The organism is uncultured Planococcus sp. (genome assembly GCF_947501725.1).
Taxonomy (GTDB): Bacteria; Bacillota; Bacilli; order Bacillales_A; family Planococcaceae; genus Planococcus; species Planococcus donghaensis_C.
The window spans coordinates 84,974-99,394 of record NZ_CANMXD010000010.1 but is presented as its reverse complement, the minus strand read 5'-3'; the positions used below and the strand labels follow the sequence as shown (position 1 = coordinate 99,394).

At 45.1% G+C, this 14,421-nt stretch carries 10 protein-coding genes and 1 riboswitch; of the genes, 6 read left to right on the top strand and 4 right to left on the bottom strand.

Going from position 1 to position 14,421, the window contains the following annotated elements:
• Positions 1-63 precede the first annotated feature (63 nt).
• From Q0785_RS14955 to Q0785_RS14945, 3 genes are all read left to right on the top strand, one after another.
• On the top strand, positions 64-1,311 hold the full coding sequence (locus Q0785_RS14955) for a TerD family protein (protein WP_298831439.1): 1,248 nt from the start codon (positions 64-66) through the stop codon (positions 1,309-1,311).
• Positions 1,312-1,898: 587 nt separating this feature from the next.
• Positions 1,899-2,669: a glutamate 5-kinase gene (proB, locus tag Q0785_RS14950; protein WP_298831435.1), complete on the top strand. Its 771-nt coding sequence runs from the start codon at positions 1,899-1,901 to the stop codon at positions 2,667-2,669.
• A 29-nt stretch (positions 2,670-2,698) separates the two neighbouring features.
• Positions 2,699-3,976 carry a glutamate-5-semialdehyde dehydrogenase gene (locus Q0785_RS14945; protein WP_298831432.1) on the top strand — a complete coding sequence of 426 codons (1,278 nt, stop codon included), beginning with the start codon at positions 2,699-2,701 and terminating at the stop codon, positions 3,974-3,976.
• Positions 3,977-4,336: 360 nt separating this feature from the next.
• On the opposite strand, the gene Q0785_RS14940 is transcribed toward Q0785_RS14945, so the two are convergent.
• Both Q0785_RS14940 and mgtE read right to left on the bottom strand, forming a co-directional pair.
• The gene (locus tag Q0785_RS14940; RefSeq protein ID WP_298831429.1) at positions 4,337-4,750 is read right to left on the bottom strand and encodes a DUF4395 domain-containing protein; all 414 of its coding nucleotides are present in this window, start codon (positions 4,748-4,750) and stop codon (positions 4,337-4,339) included.
• Positions 4,751-4,857: 107 nt separating this feature from the next.
• Complete coding sequence (gene mgtE, locus Q0785_RS14935; protein ID WP_298831427.1) at positions 4,858-6,216, bottom strand: magnesium transporter; 1,359 nt, start codon at positions 6,214-6,216, stop codon at positions 4,858-4,860.
• A gap of 124 nt (positions 6,217-6,340) precedes the next feature.
• Positions 6,341-6,428, top strand: a riboswitch (cyclic di-GMP riboswitch).
• Between the two features lie 47 nt (positions 6,429-6,475).
• On the opposite strand from mgtE, the gene Q0785_RS14930 reads away from it, so the two are divergent.
• The 3 genes from Q0785_RS14930 (at position 6,476) to Q0785_RS14920 (ending at position 9,996) form a co-directional block, all read left to right on the top strand.
• A complete protein-coding gene (locus Q0785_RS14930; protein ID WP_298831426.1) occupies positions 6,476-7,345 on the top strand; it encodes an amidase in 870 nt (289 codons plus the stop codon).
• Positions 7,346-7,513: 168 nt separating this feature from the next.
• Positions 7,514-8,560, top strand: a complete 1,047-nt coding sequence (locus Q0785_RS14925; protein ID WP_298831423.1) for a hypothetical protein — start codon at positions 7,514-7,516, stop codon at positions 8,558-8,560.
• Positions 8,557-9,996 (top strand): glycosyltransferase, encoded by a 1,440-nt coding sequence (locus Q0785_RS14920; protein ID WP_298831420.1) that lies wholly within the window; start codon positions 8,557-8,559, stop codon positions 9,994-9,996. Before Q0785_RS14925 ends, Q0785_RS14920 begins: the two co-directional genes overlap by 4 nt.
• Positions 9,997-10,506: 510 nt before the next feature.
• Here Q0785_RS14920 and Q0785_RS14915 read toward each other — a convergent pair.
• Together Q0785_RS14915 and Q0785_RS14910 are read right to left on the bottom strand one after the other, a co-directional pair.
• Positions 10,507-13,737 carry a hypothetical protein gene (locus Q0785_RS14915; RefSeq protein ID WP_298831417.1) on the bottom strand — a complete coding sequence of 1,077 codons (3,231 nt, stop codon included), beginning with the start codon at positions 13,735-13,737 and terminating at the stop codon, positions 10,507-10,509.
• Positions 13,738-13,872: 135 nt separating this feature from the next.
• Entirely contained in the window at positions 13,873-14,409 is a 537-nt protein-coding gene (locus Q0785_RS14910) for a cupin domain-containing protein (RefSeq protein ID WP_298831414.1), read from the bottom strand.
• Positions 14,410-14,421: the final 12 nt, after the last annotated feature.

Below are 14,421 nucleotides of genomic sequence, written 5' to 3'. Positions count from 1 at the left end.
TGAAAATAGAATATAGTTGCAGTATAGTTGAATCAGATAGAGGTTTATTGAGGAGGAAAATGAATGGTGACATTGATCAAAGGACAAAAAGTGGACCTAACCAAGGCGCATCCTGGCTTAAAGCAATTGAAAATCGGATTGGGCTGGGACGTCAGCCAAACAGCTGCGTCCATCGATTTAGATGCGGTGGCTTTGCTGGTGGATGCTGAAGGGAAAATTGTCGGGAAAGAAAATATCGTTTTTTACAATAATCTGACTGGCGGCGGAAACGCAGTGCAGCTGACGAAGGACGATCGGACCGGTGCCGGTGCTGGAGACGACGAACAGATTACTGTTGATCTGGAGAAAGTCCCTGCAGGAATCAGAAGAATTGTGGTGGCGATCAGCATCTATGAAGGGGCAGCTAAAAAGCAGGACTTCGGACAAGTTTCAAACGCTTACGTACGGATTGAAGATAACCAAAACAAAAAACAAGTATGCCGCTACGATTTGGGCAAAGAGTTCAGCAAGGACCTTACCCTTTTGGCAGGGGAAGTCTATCTGCACAATGGGGAATGGAAGTTTTCCGCAATCGGCCAAAGCGTTTCCGGAGACCTTGGGGAACTGTGCCGGCAATTTCATCTTGAACTGCCCGCAGATGCATTAGCTAAAACCATGCAACCTGTAAAAACAGGAGCTGCAAGTCCGAAACCCGCTTCGATCAACTTGAAAAAGGTGGAACTGAAAAAAGCAGGAGACAAGATCAATCTGAACAAAACCGATTCGCCATTAGGTGAAATCGTCGTGAATTTGAATTGGACGCAAAAAACGGCAGGCGGCTTTTTGTCATCGATCCTCAATGCCAGCAATTCAGTGGATTTGGATCTGGGCTGTCTGTTTGAGTTGGAGGATGGCTCTAAAGGCGTGGTCCAAGCGCTCGGCAACACCTTCGGAAATTTGAAGCAGCTGCCTTATATTGCACTTGACCACGATGACCGCACTGGAACGTCCAAAGGTGGAGAAAATCTTCGGATCAATGGCGATCAGCTCATGAAATTCAAACGGATTTTGGTCTATGCTTTTATCTACGAAGGTGCAGCGAATTGGGCAGAAGTGGATGGAGTTGTCACATTGAAGCAAAAAAACGGCCCGGATGTAGAAGTCCGTCTGGATGAACACCGCAAAGGCAAGCGGATGTGCGCCATCGCCTTGGTTGAAAATGAAAAAAATCAAACCTTGAGCGTCAAAAAAGTGGTGGAGTATTTCTCAGGCCACCGGGAAATGGATAAAGCCTTCAAATGGGGCATGACATGGAGCACGGGTTCCAAATAAACCAAGAAAGAAAGTGTGGAATTAAATTTCCGCACTTTTTTTTATATGTGATCAATCTATTTTTCTCAACAAAAATGAATTTTTTTAATTGATCTCAAAATAAAAAACTTCTATATATACATATTTTTAAAAGAAGAGGAGAAGCATTTGTATAACGATTAATAGAGTTGCTGATGACCACCGTAATCGGCTCTTGTATCCGGAACCCGGTTTCAATGAAGGATAAACTATGTTAAGCTATTACTTCAATCAAAATTCGAATTTTCATTTTAAATTGAAAAATTGGAATTAACTATCTTAATCTCATGAATCCTGAGTACAGATTTTTCGGGAGAACAGTATAAGACACTTTCAATATAATGCATAAATATTCATTTATGGTGTATGTGAAAGTTTGTTAAATCCATTTATGCTGGAAAAAATAATTTATCGGATTGACTTAAAATGCAAAACAGTGCATAATAACTCTATTAAACAGATTCGATGAAAACAGTTGAAGAGAACATAGACACGGAGGCATGGTTCTTCCGCTTTTGAATGAAATGGAAGAATTTTTTTTATTTATCAAAATCGGGTGGTGATTGCACGTGGAGAAGAAGAGAATTGTTGTGAAAATAGGCAGTAGTTCATTGACAGATGAGCGTGGTAAACTGTCGATCGATAAGTTGCGCGAGCATGTGGATGCACTGGCTCGCTTAAAAGAAGACGGGCATGAAGTAATATTGATATCGTCTGGAGCAGTCGCTGCAGGGTGTACAAGCATGGGCTATTTATCACGTCCAGATACAGTAGTCGATAAGCAGTCGGCGGCAGCAGTGGGCCAAAGCCTTTTGTTGCAGGCGTATGCAGATGAATGCAAAAAACACAGCATTGTGGCTGCACAGCTGCTATTGACGAAAGATCTCTATAAAAATGCCAATGACACGATTTCAAAACTATTGGAACGAAACGTTATGCCGATCATCAATGAAAACGATTCGGTGTCAGTGAAAGAGCTGACGTTTGGAGACAATGATATGCTGTCGGCATTGGTAAGCGGGCTCGTCCACGCAGATTTCCTTATGATTTTAACAGACATCAACGGCATTTATCAGGACAATCCAAGAACCAATCCTCAAGCTCATAAATACCTTCATCTTGATACAATCCCTAATGAATTAATAGAAGCCACATCTTCTGTGGGTTCTGATGTCGGAACAGGCGGCATGAAGTCAAAACTCGAAGCAGCACGTACGGCCTTGGCTTTAGGTGTTCAAGTGTTCATCGGTTCTGGAACAGGCAGTGAAAAACTGGTCGATATTTTCCGGGGCAAAGGTGATGGGACCTATATTGGCGTAAAAACAAAAATGGGTGTTTGATTAACGCAAAACCGAAAGGGGTATCATGAATGACCGAACTTCTTCAAGAACAGCAAATCGAGAAAAGTGAACTAGTCCAGAAAGCGAAACAGGCGAAACAGGCTTCCGCAGTATTGGCGAAGTCGACGACCAAGCAAAAAAATAACGCGCTTCGTTTAATTTCAGCTCAACTACTTGAAGAGCAGGCTTATATTCTGGAAGAAAACAAGAAAGACATTGAAGCGGGACGCCAAAATGGAATGAGTGACTCTTTGGTGGACCGTTTGAAACTGGATCAAGTGCGGTTAGCAGATATAGCCGATGCTTTGATTCAATTGACGAAACTCACGGATCCTGTCGGTGAGGTGCTCGAGAAATGGGAGCGGCCCAACGGTTTAACGATGTCGAAAATCCGTGTGCCATTAGGTGTTGTCGGCATGATCTACGAAGCGCGTCCCAATGTCACGGTTGACGCCTCCAGTTTATGCCTGAAAACCGGGAATGCGGTGGTCCTGCGCGGCAGTTCTACAGCAATCCATTCCAATAAAGCCATTGTTTCTGTTATCCACCGTGCGCTTGAAAAAAGTGATTTGCCGGTTGAGTCCGTTCAATTGCTGGAGGATACAAGCAGGGAAGCGGCTTCCCATATGTTCAAGTTGAACCAATACCTGGATGTGCTGATTCCTCGCGGAGGCGCTAAGCTGATTCAAACAGTGGTCCAAAACTCTACGGTCCCAGTATTGGAAACTGGTGCAGGCAATTGCCATATCTATATCGATGAGACAGCAGATGTCAAAATGGCCATCGAAATTGCGCTGAATGCCAAAACACAGCGGCCTTCAGTCTGTAATTCCTGTGAAAGCATTCTGGTCCATAAAAACTGGGCGGAACAGCATTTGCCGGAATTGATGGCAGCATTGCAGGAAAATCAGGTGGAAATCCATGGAGATGAGGTCGCGCAAAAACTCTCTCCTAATGTCATACCTGCAGAAGAAGCGGATTGGGGAACAGAATACCTGGGACTGGAAGTGTCTATGAAAATTGTTGATGATGTAACTGAAGCGGTTCAGCATATCAACACTTACGGAACCAAACATTCGGAAGCCATCATTTCGTCCAATTCCGCAAATGTCGATCAATTCTTTATGGAAATTGATGCAGCCGCGGTTTACCATAACGCCTCTACCCGTTTTACGGACGGTTTTGAATTTGGTTTTGGTGCCGAGATCGGCATCAGTACACAGAAGCTCCACGCGCGCGGACCTATGGGACTGCCTGCTTTAACTTCGACAAAATACATCGTCCGCGGCAATGGCCAAGTAAAATAAGAAATTTATGATAGACAAAAAAGACCGGAAGCTCATCGCTTCCGGTCTTTTTCTTATGCTGTTCGATTGTGCTTCCACATCATATATCCAAGGCAATAGATAGTTCATGAGCGCGACTCCCTCATTCCGGAAGCATTTTAGCTTGCGGACAGTATTGTGCCGAGTTTGGACAGTATTTCACTCAACTTGGACAGTAAGCTCTATTAATGGAATAAAACAATTTTTCTTTTCAAAAAAAATCCAAAAGACTTTTCACAATCTCCTAAAAGTCGCTGTTACCTAGGGGGAATCACATACAAAGCAAAACCGCTGGAGAAAAATCATTGATTTTTCTCCAGCGGTTTTATTTTAGGTTTCGTTTTATACCTGTGCTTTTGTTCGATTGTGTTTCCACATCATATAGCGATAGCGGATGGTGCAGCCGATGCAATACCCCATGAGCGCCACGCCTGCTGCGACAATGACCATGATGGCGAAAGCATAGGCGGCCAGTGGAATGCCCACAGAGAAGAAAAGAAGTGACAGCCCTAAGCAGATCGTTGCTATCCATTGATTGAAAAGCTGCTGATCTTTATCTTCCTGCTGATAGCTCGCCATCGGTTTTTTCAAAAAGCGGCGGCTGAATTGAATCACCGGGTTTTTCTTGGTGATCAGTGTATAAACGCCGACAGCAAACGGCAATAGCAGAATGGCCGGGTGGAGCAGAAGTGCCGTTAATACGGTAATGACGATAAAAGCCTGATTGGTCTGTACAAGGGGTTTCGGAATAGTCACGGGCTCGCCTCCTTCAATTAAGACTTATTATACCTAGTAACTTACTTAGGATAAAGATAATTGCTTGAGAAAAGGAACTTTAAGCACGTGAGGAGGAGCGATGCCCTTTAAAGCAGTTGAGAAATGAATAAAGTAGCCATACCAAAATAAATCAGCAAAGACAGGATATCGTTGATTGTCGTGATTAAAGGACCGGATGCCACAGCCGGATCGATATTGAATCTGTACAGGACAAGAGGAATGATGGTTCCAGCCAAAGTTCCGATGATTAAGGTCATCAACAGCGAGCCGCCGACCACAATGCCCAATACGAAATTACCCTGCCACACATAAGCAATCAGCAAAATAAGCACGGAGCAGATAGCGCCGATGATGATGCCGACCCATAATTCCCTAAAGATCAGGTTGATGGTCTGCTTGGTATTCAACTTTTGTGAAGCCAGTCCACGGACCACTACAGACAGGGATTGCGTTCCCGTATTCCCTGTCATGCCGGCAATCATCGGCATAAAGAAAGTTAAAGCGACAACCGTCTGCAGCGTTTCTTCAAAACGGCTGATGATACCGCCGGAAAATAGCCCGATAAACAATAGAAGGATCAGCCAGGGCAGGCGGCGATAGGCAGCAACCAAAGCTGGCGTATTGAAGTCGATCGACTTTCCTGAAGCTGATAGTTTTTCAATATCTTCATTCGCTTCCTGCATAACGACATCGATAATGTCATCAACAGTGATGACACCAACCAGCTTGTCATCCTTTTCAACAATCGGCAGCGTGACAAAATCATAACGGCTGATCAATTGTGCGGCATCTTCCTGGTCGGTCAAGACATCGGCTTTGACGACGCGATTGTACATGACTTCTTCAATTTTATCGTCAAGGTTTCCGAGGATCAGGTCCTTATAGGAAACGACGCCGACCAGCTTCTTATCCTCATCTACGACATAAAGATAGTTTAGGTATTCCGCCAAATCGGCAAACAGCTTAATCTTATCGACCGCTTCACGGATCGTGTAATGGCGTGGAATCCAAACATATCGGTTATTCATCAAGCGGCCTGCCGTTTCAGGTGGGTAAGTCATCGTGCTTTTAACAAATTGTGAATCGTCCTGATTGATCTGCGATAATAGTTCTTCAATGCGTTCCGGTTCCAAATCGGCCAATAGCAGGGCCAAATCGTCGTTGTCCATGCGATCAAGGACCTGGGACGACTTTTCGAGACCCAATTTATGAAGAATATCGATTTGTTCATTTTTGGAAAGTTCCTGCATCAATTCCGTCAATTGGCGGATCGTCAAATAAAGCAGGAATTTATTGCGGTGCTTGTCCGGCAGGTGCCGGTATTGGATCGCCATATCGTAGGGCTGGAGCTCATCCAGAATGTCCTGGAACTCCATTATTTTTCCCTCTTTCATGGTCTTGATCAGCGCCAGGGTGATTTCATCTTCGAATAATGCTGTAGACATGGGGTTCACTCCTTCTGTACAGGAAATTCAGAAATCCTATTGTTGATTATTGCGCTAAATCGTCATTTTGGAAAGAGTTAAAAAAAGATGGCGCATTTGAATTATTTGACATATAATAATGAAAATCTGGAAAAGGCAAACTTCACTGAAAGGGAAGGACGCAAAGCCATGAGCCTACCCGTTGAAAAACGCAGGGTTGTCAGGTTGCCTCGGCCTCGTTCTGTGAGCCACGGCTATCAGAACGAGAGGATATGGGAAAATGAAAAAACTGATGATAGCAGGTGTATGGCTGTTGTTTATGCTGACGCAACATGGGATTGAAGCACAGGCGACTGAGGTGGAAACCAAAGCGACTTGGTTATGGAATCCTTGGATGATCTACAATGATGAAGCGGGAACACTGGCTTTTCTGGAGAGTAAAGATGTAAACAAAGTCTATGTGCAGATCGATGCCGATATTCCGGCCAGTAGTTATCAGAGCTTTATTGAAAAAGCGCGATCAGCAGGAATGGCTATTTACGCATTGGATGGGGCACCTGACTGGGTGGCACCGAAAGGTTTTGTACAGCAGGATCAGTTGATGTCCTGGTTATCGCTTTATCAGCGGGATTCTGGGCCGGCCCAAAGATTTTCGGGCGTTCACTTGGATGTTGAACCGTATCTTTACAGCGGCTGGAATACAAACCGTGCAGCAACCGTTAAGTCTTATCAAGCTTTGCTGACAAAAGCAAAATCCAGCACAGCTGCGCTGAACTTGCCGATTGAAGTGGATCTGCCTTTCTGGTTCGATGAAATTTCCTATAAAAATACCTACGGCAAAGGTGTGCTCGCTGAATGGGTGATTGCCAACACGCACAGCGTTACCCTCATGGCTTATCGGGATTCAGCAGCCATGATTACAGAACTGGTGAAAAACGAAATTGCTTATGGAGTAAAGTACGGGAAACCCGTAGTGGTGGGAGTTGAAACCGACAAGACTGATGAAGGAGATTCCATCTCTTTCTATGAAGAAGGAGAAACTTTCATGAAAGTCGAGTTGGCCAAAGTATCCGCCCATTATACTGGGGTAAAAGGGTTTGGCGGTATTGCGATCCATCACGTGGACAGTTGGAAGGCGATGGCTCCATAAAGGGATGAAAAGCAGCAAGGTTGGCCGATTCGGCTGAACCAGGCTGCTTTTTCTTATAGTTAAATAGTATGGATGTGTTACAATATCCATAAATTATCAATTATGAATATTATTTAGAAATTTTTATATAAAAACTGCTGAAAGCACTTCAAAAAGGAGATTTGATGAATGATAGAGGTATTTATATCGGTTGTTTTCAGCTTATTGGGGATTCAACTCCTGATTTTGGCTTTGCTGATCGCCTGGAAAATGAAAAACTTGGCTGTTGAACACAGCATAAAAGAAACAATGGAGACGTTAAAGCCTCAATTCCGGCAGTATATAGAAGGTTCGCATGAAACTGAGCCTGGTTTGCCTGCTGCGAAGAAAAACCGGTTCAAATTGATGGAAACCATGCTTGATGAATTTGCATCCGAAGGTTTTCAGGGCGAACAGAAAGCACGTATCCATAGATTGGCAGAAAAGCATTTAACGGAATATTATCGTCATATGCTGAAAAAAGGCCAATGGGCAGAGCGCATCAATGCGTTGTATTTCATCGAAGATTTCCGGCTTTTTTCCTTAAAGGAAGACATTTATCAGCATTTCAAGAAAATCAGCAAAAGGGATGAAGAATTTCGCCAATGCATCCGTGCTTGTGCCACTTTGCAGGAAGTGCGGTTGATGGATGCCGCGATTGAAAGTAAAGACCTGTCGTTCGGGATGATCAAGGAATTGCTCTACCGTCTGGATAAGGATTTACTCGAAATGACGCTGGAGCGGATGCAGTTAAAAGAGGATATCTCAGAAAATATGCTTTACGCCTTCATCAGTTTCAGCGGAGAGCATCAGATTGACATGCTCTTCCCGTTTGTCGAAAAAAAATTACAGGATGAGCGTAAAGAAGTCCGCTTGAAGGCGATGAGCAGCTTGTGCCATTACAAAAAAATGGTGAATCCTGCTATTCTTTCCGACTTCTTCGATTCAGCACACTGGCAAGAGCGGATGTACGCGGCTAAGCTGACAGGAGCCTGCCATTTTGATCAGTACAAACCCAATTTGGTTTACTTGCTGGCGGACAATATATGGTGGGTCCGTTTTGCAGGAGCTGAAAACCTCAAATTCTTTGAAGGCGGCAATAAGGTGCTTGAACAGGTAGCGGCTGATCATGCGGATGCATACGCCAGAGATATTGCCAGACATATGCTGACACGTGAAGGAGGAATCTCCGTATGAGTGGAACTGGCATCACAGTAATCATCGAAATTATTTCCTGGGCAATAATCGCTTATATGCTGGCGGCCGGTGCGACTTATTTGATCTTGTTTCTGGTCGCCAGCCCGAAAATCAGCAAAGAGAAAAAATTGAACCGCCAGGAGCAAATTGAGGAAATGTCGATCAATAAAGACACATATCCTATTTCCATTCTGGTTCCCGCCTATAACGAAGAAGCTGGCGTGGTCAGCACAGTTCGTTCCTTACTGAATTTGAATTATCCCCAATATGAAATCATTGTGGTCAACGATGGGTCAACGGATAGGACCAGTGAAAAAGTACTTGCCCAATTTGGGATGGAACCGATTGAACTGGCGATCCGGACCTACTTTAAAACCGGAGAGATCAAACGTGCTTATCGCTCAACTCTCCATCCCCATTTGTTCTTGATTGAAAAAGAAAATGGCGGAAAAGCGGATGCATTGAATGCTGGAGTCAATTTCTCAAGATACCCCTATTTTGCAGCAATCGACGGCGATTCGATCCTCGAACAGGATGCCTTGCTGAAGACGATGAAACCGATTGTGGATTCGAGCGGGATGGTGACTGCCACAGGAGGGACTGTGAGGATTGCCAATGGCTGCAAGATCAACCGCGGTGTCATCGAACAGGTGGCATTGCCGAAAAAACCATTGGAAGTCATGCAGATTATCGAATACTTCCGCGCATTTCTGATTGGCCGTCTTGGGTTCAGCCGGGTAAATATCCTGCTGATCATTTCAGGGGCATTCGGTGTCTTCGAGAAAAGCCGGGTCATCAAAGTGGGCGGTTATAAAACCGATACCGTCGGTGAAGACATGGAACTGATTGTCCGCTTGCACCGGTCCATCAAAGATGAAAAATCAAAGCAGCGGATCGAATATATCCAGGATCCGGTTTGCTGGACAGAAGCACCGAGCACAGTGGCCTCCTTGCGGGCACAGCGCATTCGCTGGCAAAGAGGTCTGGCAGAAACTTTGTGGACGCATCGCGGGATGATGTTCAATCCGAAATATAGAGGAATCGGTTTATTTTCAATGCCTTATTATGTCTTTATTGAACTATTGAGCGCCGTCTTTGAAGTGATGGGCTACTTCATCATCATCGGCGGGTTTGCCTTCTCCTTCATTGAGACGGACATAGCCGTTATCATGCTGCTGGTGATGGTGCTGTACGGTTCTCTCTTGTCTGCGCTTGCTGTGCTGCTGGAGGAATGGACCTACCATAAGTATCCTACTGTCAGAAGTATCCTCGTCCTTTATGTCTATGCACTGACTGAGACGTTCTGGTATCGGATCCTGATGAATTTCTGGCGTGTGCAAGGTTTGTTCTATGCATTCAAGAAAAAATCAGTATGGGGAGACATGGAGCGCAAAGGTGTGTTCTCGGATGACGAACAAAAAGAAGGAAGCCTGTAAAGGGCTTCCTTCTTTTTCAGACTGTAGACAAAGTTTGACCAAAATGTATGGCGGTGCATAATCTCCAAGCGGTCCGGCCACTTCGCGTTCCGTGGGCTCAGCTTCAGCCTCCTCATCACTGCGTTCCTGCGGGGTCTTCAGCTCTCGCTGTCCCACAGGAGTCTTCGTGGCCAGCCCGCTTGGAAGCGTGTTGCTTCAATCAAAGAGAGAAGCTTGCTAATCAATATCAGGAAATGTAGTCTCTACAAACCTGATAAATCCTTCACTCAAGGATCCGGAGCACCAGGCGGCGACTCCTGCGGGAACAGCGAAGTGCCGAAATCCACTCGGGCGCCAGTCCGAGTTAGTTCGGCGCGAGCCCGTGGAAAGCGTCCGCCTGAAGCGCAGGATCCGGTATAAACAGGATGAAATGTGTATTCATGCTTTAAATGACATCAATATTCTTTTGTCTATAAGCTCCAAAAAGAAGGAAGCCTGTAAAGGGCTTCCTTCTTTTTTAGTTGGTTTACGTCACTCTGTCTCGTCAAAAGTCTCTTGTAAAATATAATACGATTGCTTCAACCGTTCATCAGTTTTCGGCAAGCCCCAAGGTTCCCAGGAGTACCGGGCAGCTTTATCGGCCTCAAAAGTTTCAACTGCTTTTCCATCTGGTCCGGTTAAACTGGCAATGACATCCAATCCATCGATCGTTTCGGAAGAATCGATCCCTTCTTTCCAGAGATCGCCGATAAATTCGTGTTTGGCCGGGTCTTTGGCATTCAGCAACATCCATGGAATTCGGATTTCCATGATTCCCGTCTCTTTATCATAATAATAATCATTCAGGGAATCATAATTTTTATGTTCCGGGTTGGCGATGCCGAATCGAAGGACCCCAGTTTCATAGGCATCGAATGGATAAATTTCACCTGTATCCGGACGAACAAATTCTTTGTTCAAAGCCAATCGGATCGGATGGAAGGTCGATTCGATCTTTTCTTCCGCGGGAATCATTTGAAGGCGTTCATGATAATCATAATAGAAGCTGTCGTAATCGCCGGCTACCTGCAAACTGGCCTGCTCCAGTTCTTTCACTTTCAACTGGAAGTCCGCCAGAAACTCTGTTTTCTTCAAGGCATCAACCGCGATGCCCTGGTCTTCACGGATGCTGAAGTAAAGGGTGAAATCCTGTTTGTCCCACCAGTTTTTATTGGCTGGATCGAATTGGGCTTTAATGTAGACATACCGCTCATCCGAATCCATCTCCAGTGCTCTAAGAGCTCCGCTGTCTTTTTCGTAAAGGGTTTGGCCACCTGACCAGTCATCCTCGCCATCGACTTTCACTTTATGGCGATCAAAGCTCAACAGGCCGAATTGCTGCTCGTTGGTTTGGGCATTCGACCAGAAAGGCCGTTCGTTCGGATTGTCATAATCCATCGTATTCCACGTGCGTTTGAACCACTCATCCTGCCAGGTGAAAACCATACCGCCAAGCATGCCTTCTTCAAGAATATCTTCATATAGACGGCTGACGATTTCACCTTGCTGCTGTTCGGAAATGAATCCCTGGTTCCAGCCGAACGGATTTTCATGGGTCATGCCGCGTGAAGCTGGAACACCGAACTCGGCGATGACAATCGGCATGTCGTGTGAATCGTTTAAATCCTTCAAGTAACCGGCGTAGTTATTAGCTTCGCCACGGTGATCAACATATTCGGTGTAGCGCTCTTCTAAATTCAGGAAATCCGGATAGTACGGATAAACATGGTAGGAAGCAAACATCCCGACTGTATCCGTCACCCCTTTTGTTTTAATGTGGTTTGGATCAACAGTGGCTAAGTCTTCCAAGTAGCTTGGCTCCGCTGGGTGTTCGATATTGTCAGTCGTCACCCAGTTGGTGAAGCTGAGGGGGCGCATGCTTTGGTATTCGTCCAGCTCATATTCCGCAAGGCGATCCAATTGCTGCGCCAGCCAATGCTCCATGGGGGTGGCACCTTCTGTGTATACGTGGGTTCCCTGATAATCACCCAAGTCAGGGTAATCGAGTTTCATCTGATGGACAGCTCCAGGATACCATTCGATGCCGATCATCCAGCCGATGACATAGGAAGAGATATCCGTCTGGTAAGTTCCATGGGCATGGCCAGGCTCCTGTTCGACCACTGCTTCGCCATGGATGACATCAACAATTTTCTCAACTTCATTCTGGAAGCGGTCTGTGATTTCGGGAGTAAAAGCGTCCAATGTCTCCACTAACGGATCTTCATCGATCCATACACCGTGATACAGGTAAAGCGGCTCTTTTGCGCTGGCATTATAAGCAGCGAATGCTTCGTAGAAAGCTGGTGGATGAAGTGTATAAATGCGGATTGCATTGGCATTCATTTCACCGATTGCATGGAACCACCGGTCGTATTCCTCCCGCGTAATCGCGGCTTCTCCAGGGAACGTTCCGGGTTTGGCCATCCCCATATTGACGCCTTTGATGGTGAACGGCTGCCATTCACCATCCTGGTATACCTCAAATGCCTGACCGTTTACACGGGAAGGGTAGGCGATGCCATCCTTCTCGGCTGTAGTTGCTTTGGCTGCTTCGATCTCAGTATTCTCATCTTCGGTCTTTTCACTTTCAGTCTTCTTATCTTCTGTATTCGCCAAAATGGTCTCCATCATTGGTAGGTAAGTCTGCCAGTAAAAACTCTTTTCGGCATCCAATGATTCTGTTGAGATAAATGAACGAAGTGTTGAAAATCCGGCATAGCGGTAAAAACTCGGGGTATCATCAATATCAACAAAATCCCCGGCAAAATAGTAAAGGTCTGCTCCGTTCTTGGATTGATGGAACACGGCTGGAAAGTTTTCAGGAATGCCGGCAGCTTTCAACTTCCCGCTGCCCGTGCTTGCGAGATCCCATTGATAGTCTGCCAGTACCTCTGTACCGGCAGCCGCCTCGTTGATATCAAACCAATAACCGAAAGAAGGACTATCCGCTAAAGTGAATTGATCAACGCCTTTTTCAGTAAAGGCAAGGTGAATCCCGTTGGCGCCGACTTCTCCGGATTCTTCGGAAAGAACCACGATTTCTCCTTTAGCATCGTTGACCAGGACAAAGCCACCACCTTCAAAATTCCATTTCATATCGTTTTTTTCATAATTATCTACAATCCACTGAGGCACTTCGCCTTCAGGTGCCTGAAGGTTTACAAAATGGCGGCCACTCCAGCCGCTCCATTTGAGTCCCAGAAACTCGTTCATATCTTGCGCCACTTCTTTTGGCGTCGGGGAGGCGAAGGTATTGAACTCAACAACTAAATCCGTACCTTGAGATTGAACCTGCTTTTTAATGGTCTGCCATTCATCCATTTGAATTCCGCCCAAAATCATAGATGAACTGCCTGGAGTTTTTTCCGATGATTGCCATGGAAGATCTTCTTCATAAACACCATAGGAATCCGCCAGATAGATAAGGTCGGTTCCAGATAGATTTTCGGGTAAATCCCGGGTTGTATAGCTGTTCTCTTTTTCATCAGGGACAAATCCATAATAATCGCTGTCTGCCTGATACGTCTTATTGTCTTCTGACACGTAGCGGTGGTGATTCAACAGCCAGGTCAGTCCTTTATGTTCCCGGTAACTTTCAGTCGGAACCGTTTTATCAAGTATCGCCACATTTACTATTTTTTCTTCCTTAAAGAACCAGATGATAATAGGCAATAGAAGTATAGCAATGATTGCTGTTATAGACAGCAGAGTCTTCTTCATCAATACCACTCTTTTCTATTTACAAAATATAACTCAAAAGACATTATAGCTTAATAGTCATAAAAAAATAGAAAAAATTTACCTATTTTTTCAAAATAAAAAAGACCCGGATTTTTCGGGTCTTTTACATGATCTTTAGTTTTGAACGCTGCTTTCTTCCTGATAAACCGGTACCCATCCTTCAGTTGTTACAAAGATCCGAACCGCTACAACTTTGCGGTCATCAGCGAGTGTGAAGTAATGGGTGATGTTTTCAGGAACCGAGATCAAATCGCCTGGCGTCAGGTGAACTTCGAAAAAGCGCTCGTCTTTTCCTTGGATGATGAAGACGCCATGGCCGCTGACGATATAACGCACTTCGTCGTCTGTATGGATATGTTTGCGCTGGAAGTTCTTCAAGAGCTCGTCCAGTTTCGGGTTGGAGTCTGACAGGGAAATGATATCCGCCGCCTGGTAGCCGCGGCGCTCTGAGATGTCATCGATTTCTGTTTTGAATGCCTGAAGGATCTCTTCTTTGTCTTCATCGCTCAAGTCGAATTTTTCACGAAGATGCTCCGGCAATTTATTGTTGTCCCAATGTTCATAAACGACTTCCTGCTGCTCGAGAAATGCTGCAACCTCGTTTTGTGCTTCAATTGTTTTGTCTGTTCCTTGAATTTTGATGATAGCCATTAGAATCTTCCT